The 13,946-nt window shown below is 62.3% G+C and carries 17 protein-coding genes; 3 read left to right on the forward strand and 14 right to left on the reverse strand.

Translation table 11 applies throughout. From position 1 onward, the window contains the following. Nucleotides 1-110: 110 nt before the first annotated feature. The 9 genes from ABCR88_RS02175 to ubiE form a co-directional block, all read right to left on the reverse strand. Complete coding sequence (locus ABCR88_RS02175; protein ID WP_041115318.1) at nucleotides 111-818, reverse strand: 16S rRNA (uracil(1498)-N(3))-methyltransferase; 708 nt, start codon at nucleotides 816-818, stop codon at nucleotides 111-113. Next, nucleotides 815-1,609, reverse strand: coding sequence for a twin-arginine translocase subunit TatC (gene tatC, locus ABCR88_RS02180; protein WP_011058795.1), 795 nt, complete (start codon nucleotides 1,607-1,609; stop codon nucleotides 815-817). Before tatC ends, ABCR88_RS02175 begins: the two co-directional genes overlap by 4 nt. Then, nucleotides 1,606-2,064: a Sec-independent protein translocase protein TatB gene (tatB, locus tag ABCR88_RS02185; RefSeq protein ID WP_041115320.1), complete on the reverse strand. Its 459-nt coding sequence runs from the start codon at nucleotides 2,062-2,064 to the stop codon at nucleotides 1,606-1,608. The genes tatC and tatB overlap by 4 nt, the downstream gene beginning before the upstream one ends. A 10-nt stretch (nucleotides 2,065-2,074) precedes the next feature. Further along, nucleotides 2,075-2,356 (reverse strand): twin-arginine translocase TatA/TatE family subunit, encoded by a 282-nt coding sequence (locus tag ABCR88_RS02190; RefSeq protein ID WP_011058797.1) that lies wholly within the window; start codon nucleotides 2,354-2,356, stop codon nucleotides 2,075-2,077. Nucleotides 2,357-2,381: 25 nt separating this feature from the next. Then, the gene (locus ABCR88_RS02195) at nucleotides 2,382-2,714 is read right to left on the reverse strand and encodes a phosphoribosyl-ATP diphosphatase (protein ID WP_011058798.1); all 333 of its coding nucleotides are present in this window, start codon (nucleotides 2,712-2,714) and stop codon (nucleotides 2,382-2,384) included. A gap of 1 nt (nucleotide 2,715) precedes the next feature. Next, a complete protein-coding gene (gene hisI, locus ABCR88_RS02200; RefSeq protein WP_041115322.1) occupies nucleotides 2,716-3,108 on the reverse strand; it encodes a phosphoribosyl-AMP cyclohydrolase in 393 nt (130 codons plus the stop codon). Nucleotides 3,109-3,188: 80 nt separating this feature from the next. Next, the gene (ubiB, locus tag ABCR88_RS02205) at nucleotides 3,189-4,793 is read right to left on the reverse strand and encodes a ubiquinone biosynthesis regulatory protein kinase UbiB (protein WP_041115324.1); all 1,605 of its coding nucleotides are present in this window, start codon (nucleotides 4,791-4,793) and stop codon (nucleotides 3,189-3,191) included. Continuing rightward, nucleotides 4,790-5,413, reverse strand: coding sequence for an SCP2 sterol-binding domain-containing protein (locus ABCR88_RS02210; protein ID WP_041115326.1), 624 nt, complete (start codon nucleotides 5,411-5,413; stop codon nucleotides 4,790-4,792). The genes ubiB and ABCR88_RS02210 overlap by 4 nt, the downstream gene beginning before the upstream one ends. After that, complete coding sequence (gene ubiE, locus ABCR88_RS02215; RefSeq protein ID WP_011058802.1) at nucleotides 5,413-6,183, reverse strand: bifunctional demethylmenaquinone methyltransferase/2-methoxy-6-polyprenyl-1,4-benzoquinol methylase UbiE; 771 nt, start codon at nucleotides 6,181-6,183, stop codon at nucleotides 5,413-5,415. Before ubiE ends, ABCR88_RS02210 begins: the two co-directional genes overlap by 1 nt. Nucleotides 6,184-6,338: 155 nt before the next feature. Here ubiE and ABCR88_RS02220 point away from each other — a divergent pair, with 155 nt between their 5' ends. From ABCR88_RS02220 to ABCR88_RS02230, 3 genes are all read left to right on the forward strand, one after another. Further along, nucleotides 6,339-6,614 (forward strand): polyhydroxyalkanoic acid system family protein, encoded by a 276-nt coding sequence (locus ABCR88_RS02220; RefSeq protein ID WP_011058803.1) that lies wholly within the window; start codon nucleotides 6,339-6,341, stop codon nucleotides 6,612-6,614. Nucleotides 6,615-6,737: 123 nt separating this feature from the next. Beyond that, the gene (locus ABCR88_RS02225) at nucleotides 6,738-7,160 is read left to right on the forward strand and encodes a phasin family protein (protein WP_011058804.1); all 423 of its coding nucleotides are present in this window, start codon (nucleotides 6,738-6,740) and stop codon (nucleotides 7,158-7,160) included. A 10-nt stretch (nucleotides 7,161-7,170) separates the two neighbouring features. Further along, complete coding sequence (locus ABCR88_RS02230; RefSeq protein ID WP_041115328.1) at nucleotides 7,171-8,043, forward strand: phasin family protein; 873 nt, start codon at nucleotides 7,171-7,173, stop codon at nucleotides 8,041-8,043. Between the two features lie 59 nt (nucleotides 8,044-8,102). Here the strand turns inward: ABCR88_RS02230 and ABCR88_RS02235 are convergent, their stop codons facing one another. The 5 genes from ABCR88_RS02235 to ABCR88_RS02255 all read right to left on the reverse strand — a co-directional run bounded on the left by ABCR88_RS02235 (nucleotide 8,103) and on the right by ABCR88_RS02255 (nucleotide 13,885). After that, nucleotides 8,103-8,723, reverse strand: a complete 621-nt coding sequence (locus ABCR88_RS02235; protein ID WP_011058806.1) for a TetR/AcrR family transcriptional regulator — start codon at nucleotides 8,721-8,723, stop codon at nucleotides 8,103-8,105. A 65-nt stretch (nucleotides 8,724-8,788) separates the two neighbouring features. Then, nucleotides 8,789-10,471 (reverse strand): class II poly(R)-hydroxyalkanoic acid synthase, encoded by a 1,683-nt coding sequence (gene phaC / locus ABCR88_RS02240; protein ID WP_011058807.1) that lies wholly within the window; start codon nucleotides 10,469-10,471, stop codon nucleotides 8,789-8,791. A 108-nt stretch (nucleotides 10,472-10,579) separates the two neighbouring features. Beyond that, complete coding sequence (gene phaZ, locus ABCR88_RS02245; protein ID WP_011058808.1) at nucleotides 10,580-11,440, reverse strand: poly(3-hydroxyalkanoate) depolymerase; 861 nt, start codon at nucleotides 11,438-11,440, stop codon at nucleotides 10,580-10,582. A gap of 130 nt (nucleotides 11,441-11,570) precedes the next feature. Then, nucleotides 11,571-13,250 carry a class II poly(R)-hydroxyalkanoic acid synthase gene (gene phaC / locus ABCR88_RS02250; RefSeq protein WP_015633859.1) on the reverse strand — a complete coding sequence of 560 codons (1,680 nt, stop codon included), beginning with the start codon at nucleotides 13,248-13,250 and terminating at the stop codon, nucleotides 11,571-11,573. Nucleotides 13,251-13,507: 257 nt separating this feature from the next. Beyond that, nucleotides 13,508-13,885, reverse strand: a complete 378-nt coding sequence (locus tag ABCR88_RS02255; protein ID WP_011058810.1) for a DUF971 domain-containing protein — start codon at nucleotides 13,883-13,885, stop codon at nucleotides 13,508-13,510. Nucleotides 13,886-13,946: the final 61 nt, after the last annotated feature.

The raw sequence follows: 13,946 nt of genomic DNA on the forward strand, positions 1-13,946 counted from the left end.
GCTTAACCATAGGCTATCGGCGGGAGTGGGGGATTCTGTAGCTTGACTGGCTAGTTGCCATTACGACCGTGAGGTCCGGCTGGCCACTTGGCCAGCACGCACATGGGGGCTCAGAACAGGCGCGAAAGCAGGGCGGTGACCGCGGTTTCGACCCGCAGGATGCGTTCGCCCAGTTGCACCGGTTGCAGGCCGGCCTTGTCCAGAAGATCGATCTCGTAGGGAATCCAGCCGCCTTCCGGGCCAATGGCCAGGGTGACGGCCTGGTCCAGCCCGCGAGGGCAGGGCGGATATGGGCCAGGGTGGCCCACCAGCCCCAGGGTGCCAGCGCTGAGGGCCGGCAGGCGGTCTTCGACGAAGGGCTTGAAGCGTTTTTCGATCAGGACGTCGGGCAGCACGGTGTCACGGGCCTGTTCCAGGCCGAGCACCAGGTGTTCGCGAATCGTTTCGGGCTCCAGGAACGGGGTCTGCCAGAAGCTCTTTTCTACCCGGTAGCTGTTCACCAGCACCAGCCGCGGCACGCCCATGGTCGCTATGGTCTGGAACACCCGGCGAAGCATTTTCGGGCGCGGCAGGGCCAGCACCAGGGTCAACGGTAGCTTGGCCGGTGGCGGCTGATCGAGGGTCACTTGCAGTTCGGCTTCAGCAGGCTCCAGGCGCAGTACCTGGGCACTGCCCATCAAGCCGCCAATGCGCCCGACCCGCAGGCTGTCGCCGACCGCCACCCGATGCACGTCCTGCATGTGGGTCAGGCGTCGGTCGCGCAGCACTACCCGGTCGGCCGCAATGAAATCGGCTTCTTCCAGAAGCAGCAGGTTCACGCTTGGGTCGCTGGCGGCTGGTCGTTGTGGTCGTCGGCCGGTTCATCGTCCGGGTGCTCGCCACGTTTGCTGATCAGCCCGCCGAACAGCACGCCGATCTCGAACAGCAGCCACATGGGCACGGCCAGCAGGGTCTGGGAGAAAATGTCCGGCGGGGTGAGGATCATGCCCACCACGAAGCAGCCGATGATCACGTAAGGGCGGATCTTGCGCAGGTACGCCACGTTGACCACGCCTATCCACACCAGCAGGACCACGGCCACCGGGATCTCGAAGGCCACGCCGAAGGCGAAGAACAGGGTCATGACGAAATCGAGGTAGCTGGTGATATCGGTCATCATCTCCACGCCGGCCGGGGTGGCGGCGGCGAAGAACTTGAAGATCAGCGGGAACACCAGGAAGTAGGCGAACGCCATGCCGATGTAGAACAGCAGGATGCTCGACACCAGCAAGGGCACGGCAATGCGCTTTTCATGCTTGTACAGGCCGGGGGCGATAAAGCCCCAGATCTGGTGCAGGATCACCGGGATCGCCAGGAACAGCGAGACCATCATGGTCAGCTTCAGCGGCGTGAGGAACGGCGAGGCGACGTCGGTGGCGATCATCGTCGCGCCGACCGGCAGGTACTGGCGCAGCGGTGTGGAGACGATGGTGTAGATCTGCTGGGTGAAGGCGAACAGCCCGGCGAAGATGATGAAGATCGCCGCTACGCAGCGCAGCAGGCGGGTGCGCAGCTCGGTGAGGTGCGACACCAGCGGCATGTGTTGGTCGTTCTCTGGGATATCGCTCATGGTGCTCGCGGCGGCAAGGTGGAGTCGTGGGGGGCCGTGGTGGCGGGTGTTGCCACTGGGGCTGCGGGCGCTGCGGTCGGTGCCGGTGCTGGTGTCGATGGCAGAGGCGCGGGCACTTCGCTGGCTGGCGGCGCTTCGGCGACCGTAGCGGCGCCTGGCGCGTGAATCGTCTGCTCGGCCACAGGCTCTACCGGAGTCGGTTGCTGCTGGGTCGGGGCGAGGATTTTCCGCGCTTCCTGCTCCAGGGACAGAATGTGCTCGTTGTGCAGTTGCCGGCGGATTTCGTCGGCACCGATTTCACGTTCAACTTCCTGTTTTATCGCGTTGAAGCTGCGCTTGAGGCGCCCGACCCACAGGCCGGCGGTGCGCGCAGCGCCGGGCAGGCGCTCGGGGCCGAGCACCAGCAGGGCCACCAGGCCCACCAGCAGCAGTTCAGAGAAGCTGATACCAAACATTAGTCAGTGCTCACGAGTCTTTGCGGGTCGGCTCTTCGACTTTCTGCGCCTGCACATCGATGGTGTGCGGCTGGTTCAACGGCGCGCTCTGCTGCGGCTGAACCGGTGGCACAGGCTGCGCCGCTGGCGGGACCACGGGTTCGGCAGGCTTTTCGTCGTCATTCATGGCCTTGCGAAAGCCCTTGATCGATTCGCCGACGTCGGTGCCCAGGTTCTTGAGCTTCTTGGTGCCGAATACCAGTACCACGACCACCAGGATGACGATCCAGTGTTTCCAGTCAAAAATGCCCATGCTGCGTTTCCTCTTAGAAAGTTGTTCAGGCGGACGGACGCGAGGCTTTCTCGGCGTGTCCGGACAAACCGAAGCGGCGGTCCAGCTCATCGAGCACGGCCTGGGGATGCTGCCCCAGCTGCGCCAGCATGACCAGGGTGTGGAACCACAGGTCCGCGGTTTCGTAGATCACATCGCTGCAGTCGCCGCTGATGGCAGCGTCCTTGGCGGCGATGATGGTTTCCACCGATTCTTCGCCGACTTTTTCCAGAATCTTGTTCAGGCCCTTGTGGTACAGGCTGGCAACGTAGGAGCTGTCGGCTGCGGCGTCTTTACGCTCTTCCAGCACCTGGGCCAGACGGGTGAGGGTATCGCTCATGTCAGTGTCCTGCAGAATAGATCGCGTGCGGGTCCTTGAGGACCGGTTCGACGGTTTTCCACTCGCCATCTTCATAGACGCGGTAGAAACAGCTATGGCGGCCGGTATGGCAGGCGATGTCGCCGATCTGCTCAACCATCAGGATGATCACATCGGCGTCGCAGTCCAGGCGCATTTCATGAAGCTTCTGCACGTGCCCGGATTCTTCGCCCTTGCGCCACAGCTTGCCACGGGAACGTGACCAGTAGATGGCGCGATTCTCGGCAGCGGTCAGGCTCAGGGCCTCGCGGTTCATCCAGGCCATCATCAGTACGCGCCCGGTCTTGTGATCCTGGGCGATGGCCGGCACCAGGCCGTCCGCACCCCATTTGATCTGGTCCAGCCAATCTTTCATTTTCGACTCCGACAACCGGGCTCTACCCGCTGGTGACGCCTCGGCGATTTCGACAGTTTGCCAGCAGGTCGCGCCACTGGCTATCGGCGAACGATCAGATACAAACCGACCGCAATCATGATGCCAGCAGGCCAGTGCCCCAGCTCATGCAATGGACCGCCGGCGGCCAGGACCGCGCCACCGCCCAGGTGGGCAGTGCCCAGCAGGCGCAGGAACCAGTCGTCCTTGCGCTTGTGCCAGGGCGCCGGCGGATCGGCGGCATGGGGCTGCGACATGCGCTCCAGCAGGTCGCGGGTCATGTTGGCCAGGTGCGGCAACTGTTCGATCTGGCTGTGGATATTGCCGAGCACGGTCTTGGGGCTGACCCGTTCGCGCATCCAGCGTTCGAGGAAGGGTTGCGCGGTGTTCCACAGGTCCAGGTCCGGGTACAGCTGGCGGCCCAGGCCCTCGATGTTGAGCAGGGTCTTCTGCAACAGCACCAGCTGCGGCTGAACTTCCATGTTGAAGCGCCGAGCGGTCTGGAACAGGCGCATCAGCACCTGGCCGAAGGAAATGTCCTTCAGCGGTTTTTCGAAGATTGGCTCGCACACGGTGCGGATCGCCGCCTCGAATTCGTTGAGCTTGGTTTCCGCCGGGACCCAGCCGGAATCAATGTGCAACTGGGCCACGCGGCGGTAGTCGCGCTTGAAGAAGGCAAACAGGTTGCGGGCCAGGTAGTCCTGGTCTTCCGGGGTCAGGCTGCCGACGATGCCGCAGTCGATGGCGATGTACTGCGGGCTCCAGGGCTGCACGGTGCTGACGAAGATGTTGCCCGGGTGCATGTCGGCGTGGAAGAAGCTGTCGCGGAACACCTGGGTGAAGAAGATCTCCACGCCACGCTCGGCGAGCATCTTCATGTCGGTACGCTGGTCGGCCAGGGTGGCCAGGTCGGTGACCTGAATGCCGTAGATGCGCTCCATCACCAGCACTTTGGGCCGGCACCAGTCCCAGTAGACCTGGGGTACATAGAGCAGCGGCGAGCCTTCGAAGTTGCGCTTTAGCTGGCTGGCGTTGGCCGCCTCGCGCAGCAGGTCGAGCTCGTCGTAGATGGTTTTCTCGTAGTCGCTGACCACGTCCACCGGGTGCAGCAGGCGCGCGTCGGCGGAGAGCTTTTCCGCGGCACGGGCTAGGATGAACAGCCACGCCAGGTCCTGGGCGATGATCGGCTTGAGCCCGGGGCGGATCACCTTGACCACCACTTCTTCGCCGGTCTTGAGCTTGGCGGCGTGCACCTGGGCCACCGACGCCGACGCCAGGGGCTCGATGTCGAAGCGGCTGAACACGTCGCTGATCTTCTTGCCCAGCTGCGCTTCGATCAGGGCCACGGACTTTTGCGAGTCGAACGGCGGCACCCGGTCCTGCAGCAGCATCAGCTCGTCGGCGATGTCTTCCGGCAGCAGGTCGCGGCGGGTCGAGAGGATCTGCCCGAACTTGATGAAGATCGGCCCCAGGTCCTGCAACGCCAGGCGCAGGCGTGCACCGCGGCTCAGGTCCAGTGGCTTGCGCGGGAACCAGCGCCAGGGCAGGGCGAAGCGCAGGGCCAGGAGGAACCAGGGCAGGGGCAGGTCGAACAGCAGGTCATCGAGGCGGTAGCGGATCACGACGCGCTGGATGCGCAACAGACGGCGGACGGCAAGCAGCTTCATGCGTTATCGCTTGGGTCAAGGGATCGGGAAAGGCGCTCCAAGCGCGCCTCGAGACGTTCCAGGTCGAGTTTGGCCTGATCCAGCTCGCGAAAGCGCGCTTCGGCTTCGCGTTGACCCACCAGGGTCCGCGATTCTTCGGCGAGGAATTCGGCGAGGTTCTGGTTGAGGCTGGCAAATCCTTGCTGATACCAGCGGGCGCGGCTGCGCACATGGCCACTGAACAGCTGGGTGGCCACGGGGCCCAGCCAGCGCGAGAGTTCGTATTCCCAGTCCAGCTTCAGGTCCTGAAGGGTTGCTGCCAGGTCCAGCAGCACGCCGCTATCGCCTTCCAGCTCCACTTCGGGGCCGTGCAGGACCGCGGTCTTGTCCTTGCTCAGGGCCAGGCGCAGCAGGCTCGAGGCCGGTGCGCGCAGGGTGCAGTCCGGGTCCGCGGCCCACTGGCTGGCGAGCATCAGGCCTTCATCGCTGGGCAGGATGAACAGCTGCAGCGCCGGGTTGCGGCATTCCACGGCGATCACCTTGCCATTGAGGTGCTGCAGGCGCGGCAGCGCCGTGCTGTCCAGACGCAGCACCCGATTGATGCCGGTCTCGACGCTGGCGAGCAGGCCGCTGAGCAACATCAGGGCTTGATGCCGCGGTGCAGGGCGACGATGCCTGCGGTCATGTTGTGATAGGTCACGCGGTCGAAGCCGGCCTCGACCATCATCGACTTCAGGGTTTCCTGGTTGGGGTGCATGCGGATCGATTCGGCCAGGTAGCGATAGCTTTCCGAGTCGTTGGTGATCAGCTTGCCGGCTAGGGGCATGAAGGCGAACGAATAGGCGTCGTAGACCTTGGACATCAGGGCGTTGGTGGGCTTGGAGAACTCCAGCACCAGCAACCGGCCGCCGGGCTTGAGCACCCGCAACATGGAGCGCAGGGCGTCTTCTTTATGGGTGACGTTACGCAGGCCGAAGGCAATGGTCACGCAGTCGAAATGGTTGTCCGGGAAGGGCAGTTTTTCCGCGTCGGCCTGGACGAATTCGACGTTGCCGGCCACACCCAGGTCCAGCAGGCGGTCGCGACCGACCTTGAGCATGGACTCGTTAATGTCAGCCAGTACCACTTGGCCGGTCGGGCCTACCAGGTGGGAGAAGCGCTTGGTCAGGTCGCCGGTACCGCCGGCGATGTCCAGTACGCGATTGCCGGCGCGCACGCCGGACAGCTCGATCGTGAAGCGTTTCCACAGGCGGTGCATGCCACCGGACAGCACGTCGTTCATCAAGTCGTACTTGGCCGCTACCGAGTGGAACACCTCAGCGACTTTTTCCGCTTTCTGGCTTTCAGGAACATTCTTGAAGCCGAAGTGAGTGGTGGGTTCGGCATCGCTGCCTTTGCGCTGATCAGTCATATCGCTGTCACCAAAAGAGAATGCGGGACATTCTAATGCCGGTGGCGGTCTTTGTCTTGGCAAGGCTGAATGTAAGATAGCGATCCGCCGGGACGTTTTGACGCACGCAGGGTCAAGATGCTTCAGGCAAGTCCCGAAACAGCAGGAGACCTTCAATGGCCCGTATTAGTGTTGAACGTGCCCATGGCCTGGGCAAGCAGGCAGCCCGTGAAAAGGCCGACAAACTGGCGCAGAAACTCGCCGATCAATATGGCCTGGAGCCGCAGTGGGCAGGCGATACCCTGAACCTCAAGCGCTCGGGCGTCAAAGGCGCGGTGCATGTGGGTGAAGAATCGATCCGCATCGACGTGGAACTGGGGATGTTGATGTCGGCCATGAGCGGCACCATCAAGTCGGAAATCGAAAAGGCTCTGGACAAGGCTCTGGTCTGAACCGGCTCCTACATGAATTCATGACAGTCGTTAGGGTGCCGATTCTAATTTTTCTCTCTAGGTTGTGCCTCAGGTCCTCTTTCCGAGGGCAGTTCCTCAAACCTTCTGCGCGTGAGGTGCACCATGGCCAAAGTAATTCTGAAGAAAAAAGTTGATGCCCAATCGACTGCCCTGAGTGAAGTCAAATCCTATGCCCGCAAGATCTGGCTGGCAGGCCTGGGGGCCTACGCCAAAGTCGGTCAGGAAGGCAGCGAGTACTTTCAGGAGTTGATCAAGGCTGGTCAATCCGTTGAAAAGAAAGGCAAAAAAGTTGTCACTGAACAACTTGAAGCAGCCAACAGTCAGATAGATGGCGTTAAAGGGGATGTCAGCACTCTTAAAGGCAAAGTCGAAGTGCAGCTGGACAAGGTCGAGAAGGCTTTTGACACGCGCGTCGCCAGTGCCTTGAATCGTATCGGCATTCCGTCTAAACATGACGTTGAGACACTCTCTGCTAAGCTCGATGAGCTGACGGCGTTGCTCGAACGTGTCGCGCGTAAACATTAAGGAGAACGGGATGGCTGGTAAAAAGAATACTGAAAAAGAAGGCAGCTCGTGGATCGGGAAAGTCGAAGAGTACTCCCGTAAAATTTGGCTTGCTGGTTTAGGCGTGTACTCGAAAATCGACTCTGACGGCAGCAAGCTTTTCGAGACATTGGTCAAAGATGGTGAGAAAGCCGAGAAACTGACTAAGAGCGTAGTCGGCAAGAAAGTTGATGCGGCCAAAGATTCCGCAACTTCGGCCAAGTCGCGTATCAGCGACGTCAAGGATCGCGCCCTGGGTAAGTGGGATGAACTGGAGGGCGCTTTCGACAAGCGCTTGAACAGCGCCATCTCGCGTCTGGGCGTGCCTAGCCGCAACGAAGTCAAGGCCCTGCACGACAAGGTCGATACCCTGACCAAGCAGATTGAAAAACTCACAGGTGCCAAGGTTGCGCCGGTTGCAGCCAAAACTGCAGCTGCCAAGCCTGCTGCAAAACCCGCAGCCAAGCCTCTGGCCAAGCCTGCCGCTAAGCCTGTCGTCAAGGCCGCCGCTAAACCCGCAGCCAAGCCGGCCGCGAAAACCGCAGCGGCCAAACCAGCCGCCAAACCGGCTGCCAAGCCTGTAGCGGCCAAGCCCGCTGCCAAGCCAGCAGCCAAGCCCGCGGCGAAAACCGCAGCGGCCAAGCCAGCGGCCAAACCGGCCGCCAAGCCTGCAGTGGCGAAAAAGCCTGTGGCCAAGAAGCCTGTGGCTGCCAAGCCAGCGGCCAAACCAGCAGCCAAGCCCGCTGTCGCGGCCAAGCCTGCAGCCCCGGCCCCGGCCAGCTCGGCGAACTCCGCCGCAGCCCCGAGCCCGGCTGCAACCCCGACTGCCGCGCCAGCTCCAGCGACGCCAAGCAGCCAGTCCTGATCCCATCAGGAACAAAAAAACGCCCGGCCTGGGAAGGCCGGGCGTTTTTTTTGAGGCTTCTAGCCCTGCTCATCCAGGTAGCGCAGCGCCATCTGTTCGGTGGCCATCTTTGCCGGCGGCAGCAGGTGTGGCGCCACCAGCATCATGATCTGGTAGACCACCAGCCGGACTTCGCCTTCGCGATCGAGAATCCGCTGGTAATCCAGAGAGAACAGCAGGGTCATGGTGATCTGTTCCACCAGCTGCCCCAGGGCCTGGGTGCCGCTGACCAGTTGCCCCTGAGCCTTGAGCCGGGCCAGCAAGGAGGCCAGGGTGCGTTTCAAGGCATTGAGCAGATTGCGAATGCCCTTGGCCAGTTTTGGCAGGCGCCCGGCCAGGTTGGACAGGTCCTGAAACAGAAAGCGGTAGTGGGCCAGGCGCTCGACGATCAGGTGCAGGAACAGCCAGTAGTCTTCCGCCGCCAGCTGGACGTCGGACGGTGGGTCCAGCAATGGCGTCAGTTCGTTCTGAAAGCGCTCGAACAGGCCGAGCACCAGCGGCTCCTTGCCATGGAAGTGGTAGTAGAGGTTGCCGGGGCTGATCCCCATTTCATTGGCCACCTCCATGGTGGAGACATTGGGCTCGCCCTTTTGATTGAACAGTTGCAGGGCACATTCGAGTATCCGGTCGCGGGTCTTCATCCTGACTTCTTGTCGGTCCATTGAAGGGGCACGGCTCCGGCGTGGAACCGTGGTGCAAAGTGTCTTCAGCGCACGCGCACGTAGGTGCCGGGCGCAGCCTCCATCGGTGGATAGTTCTGGTTGCCCAGGGTGGTGAGGGTTTCCCGCTGCGCCCCTGAACGCTCCTGGACCCAGGTCAGCCACTGGCTCCACCAGCTGCCGTCCACATGCTCGGCATCGTAGTACCAGGCCCGCGGGTCGCTGCTGAGCTTGCGGTTCTCCACGTAGTTGGCCTTGGGATTGCTCGGCGGGTTGAGGATGCTCTGCACGTGGCCGCTGTTGGACAGCACGAAGCGCCGTTCGCCGCCCAGCAGCAGGGTCGAACGGTAGACCGCGTCCCAGGGCGTGATGTGGTCGTTGATCCCGGCCACGCTGAAGCTGTCCACCGTGACCTTCTGCAAGTCGATCGGTGTGCCGCAGACTTCCAGCCCGCCGACATGGCTCAGGGGGTTGTGCTTGAAGAAGTCCAGCAGATCGCCGTGCAGCGCGGCCGGCAACCGGGTGCTGTCGTTGTTCCAGTAGAGAATGTCGAAGACCGGCGGCTCCTTGCCCAGCAGGTAGTTGTTGACCCAGTAGTTCCAGATCAGGTCGTTGGGGCGCATCCAGGCGAACACCTTGGCCATGTCGCGACCGTCCAGTACCCCTTGCTGATAGGAGCGACGCTTGGCCGCTTCGAGGGTCTTCTCGTCGGCGAACAGCGTTGCCGGGCTGTCCATCTGGCTGTCCAGCAGGCTCACCATGTAGGTCGCGCTGGATACCCGGCGCAGCTGGCGCTTGGCCTGCAGGTGGCCTTGCAGGGCGGCGATGGTCAGCCCTCCGGCACAGGCTCCCACCAGGTTGACTTCGCGACTGCCGGTAATCGCCCGGGTGACGTTCAGCGCTTCTTCGGCCGCCTCGACGTAGGTCGACAGGCCCCACTCGCGGTGCCGCACATCCGGGTTGCGCCAGCTGACCATGAACACCTGCAGGCCGTTTTTCAGCGCGTACTGGACGAAGCTGTTGGTCGGGCTCAGGTCGAAAATGTAGTACTTGTTGATTTGTGGCGGCACGATCAGCAGCGGCTTGGCGTACTGTTTTTCGCTCATGGGGCTGTACTGGATCAGCTCCAGCAATTCATTGCGAAACACCACTGAGCCCGGGGTGACCGCCAGGTTCTTGCCCACTTCGAAGGCGTGCTTGGTCACCTGGCTGGGCAACCCGTTGTTGTGCAGCAGGTCATCCAGCAGGTTGCCGATGCCCCGCACCACGCTGTTGCCTCCGGTGTTGAAGATCTCCTTGAGGGCCAGGGGGTTGAGCAGGGTATTGGAAGGCGCAACGGCATCATTGAGCAGGGAAAAGGCAAAGTGTGCCCGGGCCCGGTCGTCCTCGCTCATGCCGCTGTCGTCGATCCAGTGGCGCACCTGCTTCTGCCAGCTCAGGTAGGCCTGCAGGCCGCGCCGGTAGAAGGGGTTGAGGCTCCAGGCCGGGTCGGCGAAGCGGTTGTCCTTGGGGTTGGTCTTGTGCAGGGTTTCCCCCAGCAGCACACGCCCCAGCTGGCCGCCCAGGGCCAGGGTATGCCGGGCACTGTGCAACGGATTGCGCAGGCTGTGGGCCGCCAGGCTGCGCAAGGTGGAGAACAGGTCCCGGCCGCGCAGGCCGGTGATCGCGCTCTGCGCATTGATATACGCGGCGGGTGACGGCAATGAGCCCGTCGCAGGTTTGTCTTGCATGAGTCAACACTCCTTCGTCAAACCACTAACAAGCAGACCAATCCAAGACAGACAACATAGTCGGTCCTGGCCCTTCTTGCGCGCGACGATCCTGTCGACAGGTATCTTTTACTTGGTAGGGCGCACAGGTTCGGGATGCGGGTGCATCACCGCCCTTTGGCGTTCTTCCTGGAGGAACTTCATGATGATCGGGGCGACGGCCTCGGCCCGGGTGATCAGGAACAGGTGGCCATCATCGATGATGTGCAACTGGGCATTGGGTATGCGCCAGGCCAGCATGCGCATGTTGATCAGGGGAATCAGCGGGTCGTCATCGCCGGCCAGCACCAGGGTCGGCTGATGGATCTTGTGCAGCCAGTGAATGCTGGTCCAGCCCAGGCCCGCGAATAGCTGCCAGTAGTAGCCGAGCTTGCCGGCCGAGCGCACCTTGGCTGCGTGTTCCGCTGCCAGGCTCGGGTCGCGGCGGAAGGAGCCGCCATAGATCAGCGGCGCGATGCGCATCACATGGGAGGGCTGCACGTAGCGCCGTGGACTGGCCATCATCCACAGCACCTTGGGTTTGCCCGGGACCATGAACGCCCCGGCCGCGGTGGCGGCCAGCACCAGCTTCTTGCAGCGCTCGGGGTAGTCGTAGGCGAACTGCTGGGCCAGCGCGCCGCCCCAGGACACACCCACTGCATTGACCTGGCCGTAGTCCAGATAGTCGAGCATCCGCGCGGTCAGCTTGGCCAGCCCGGGAAAGCGGTAGGGCCGGCTCGGCGTGGAGGAGCCGCCGACACCGGGGACATCGAAGGCGATCACCTCTAGGTCCGGATCCAGGGCCTGGACAAAGGGAAACACCAGCTCCAGGTTGGCGCCGATGCCGTTGAAGATCAGCAGCGGCGTCAAGTGCGGCTTGCCTGGGCGTACCGCGGTGCGGATGGTCTGGCCATCCAGGTCGACGGTGCGGAATATGAATGAGTGTGGCATGCCGTAGCCCTGTGAATTAAACCGTCGCAGCCGCCATCCCGGGCGTCCTGCGGATTTCCTGAGGCCGAGCCTCTTGTCAAGAATAGGGCTTGGCGGAACCTCCTGGCGCCGCCGTGTCGATGGCCGGGGCTCAGCGCTCGTGGACGTAGGTCCCGGGCGCCGCCTCGGCGGCTGCGAACTTCTTGTTACCCAGGCTGGTGGGCGCCGGCTTCAGGTCACCTGAGCGTTCCGCCTGCCAGGCCTGCCAATGCAGCCACCAGGAATCGGTGTGCTTGATCGAGTTTTCCTGCCACTGGTCGGGGCAGGCCGGAATGTCGGTGCTGGTCATGTAGCGCGCCTTGGGGTTGCCAGGCGGGTTGAGGATGCTCTGGATATGGCCGCTGCTGGAGAGCACGAACTCGACGTTGCCGCCAAACAGCTGCGCCGACTTGTAGCAGGACTTCCACGGGGTGATGTGGTCGTTGGTGCCGGCCAGGGAGAAGATATCGGCGGTCACCTGCTTGAGGTCGATCGGCGTGCCGCACACTTCCAGTGCATTGGCGCGCACCAGCGGGTTGTTCTTGAACATTTCGATCAGGTCGCCATGGAAGGCGGCGGGCAGGCGGGTGGTGTCGTTGTTCCAGAACAGGATGTCGAACACCGGCGGCTCGTTGCCCAGCAGGTAGTTGTTGACCCAGTAGTTCCAGATCAGGTCGTTGGGGCGCATCCAGGCGAACACCTTGGCCATGTCGCGGCCTTCCAGGACTCCGGCCTGATAGGAGTGGCGCTTGGCCGCTTCCAGGGTCTGCTCGTCGACGAACAGCGCTACCTGGGTGTCCAGGGTGGTGTCCAGTACGCTGACCAGCAGGGTCAGGGCGTTGACCTTCTTCTGCCCCAGCGCCGCGTAGTGGCCCAGCAGCGCGGTGCAGGTGATGCCGCCGGAGCAGGCACCGAGCATGTTCACGTCCTTGCTGCCGGTGATCGCGGTCACTACGTCGACCGCTTCTTTCAGGGCTTCGATGTAGGTGGACAGGCCCCATTCGCGCTGGGCCTTGGTGGGGTTGCGCCAGCTGACGATAAAGGTCTGCACGTTGTTGCGCAGGCAGAAGCGCGCCAGGCTCTTGTCCGGGCTGAGGTCGAAGACATAGAACTTGTTGATCTGCGGTGGCACCACCAGCAGCGGGCGCTCATGCACCTGCTCGGTGATCGGCCGGTACTGGATCAGCTCCAGCACGTCATTGCGAAACACCACCGCGCCTTCACTGGTGCCCAGGTTCTTGCCCACTTCGAAGGCGTCCATGTTGACCTGGCTGGGCATGCCGCCGTTGTGCACCAGGTCCTTGGCCAGATGGGACAGGCCGTCCAGCAGGCTCTTGCCGCCGGTTTCGAAGAAGCGCTTGACCGCTGCTGGGTTGGCCGCGCTGTTGGTCGGGGCCATGGCTTCGGTCATCAGGTTGATCACGAAGTGGCCGCGGCTGATGTCCTGCTCGGACAGGCTGCTGTCGTCGATCCAGTCGTGGAGCTCCTTGCGCCACGCCAGGTAGGTTTGCAGGTAGCGTTTGTACAACGGGTTCTGGCTCCACGCGGGGTCGTTGAAGCGACGGTCGTCGCTCTCCGGCTGCAGGGTGGATTTGCCGAACATCACGTTCTTAAGTTCGATGCCGAAATGGGCGACGTGCTTGACGCTGTGGATGGGTTGTTTGATGGCCTGGGCAAGCACCATTCGAGCGGAAGTAAGCAGGTCCTTTCTACGCAAGCCAATGACCGGATTGAGCCCCAGGGTATTTTCCGAGGCTTGGCGTTTCAGGTCATCGTTATTCTTGTTACTCATCTACGACGCTCCATTGTCCTGAGACGAGTACCGGACCTGCTGTGCAGTCACACAGCACGATGCCAGGTACTACTGCTCGGGTGACCGTTGATTGCGCACCGCTGCTTTTTTGTTCCGAAAGCTCTGCAGGGAACTTGCCAGCTCCATTGGTTACCCGAGTTTAATTTTTTCCGCAAGCAGGCCATTCATTGGCCATACAGCCAAGCATTCAAACAGATGAAATTAGAAAATGCCCTCTAAACCATCGGAGCCTTGAGCTAGAGCATCAGCTTGACGATGGACTCGTTCGGATCGCGGGATTTTCCGGCAGCCTTGAGCTCCGCCAGATAGTCGTTCCACAGCTCGTCCTGGCGCAGCGCCAGTTGGTAGAGGTAGTCCCAGGTGAACAATCCGCTGTCATGACCGTCGTCGAAGGTCAATTTCAGTGCGTACTGGCCCGCCGGTTCAACCTTGGTCAGGCCGACGCCGAGCTTGCCGAATTGCAGGATGGGTTTGCCGTGGCCCTGGACCTCGGCGGAGGGAGAATGCACCCGCAGGAGTTCTGCAGGCAGGTGATAGACCTCGTCCGGCCCGTAAGTCAGGGTCAGGGTTTTCGAGGCTTTGTGCAGGTTGATACCGGTGGGAAGTTTGCTCATGACCTGTAGTCCTTCCGGCAGGAGCCGGCTTGCCGGCGATCGGGGGAGGCCCTATCGCTGG

It is taken from the genome of Pseudomonas sp. W17, from assembly GCF_040268305.1.
Lineage (GTDB): Bacteria > Pseudomonadota > Gammaproteobacteria > Pseudomonadales > Pseudomonadaceae > Aquipseudomonas > Aquipseudomonas protegens.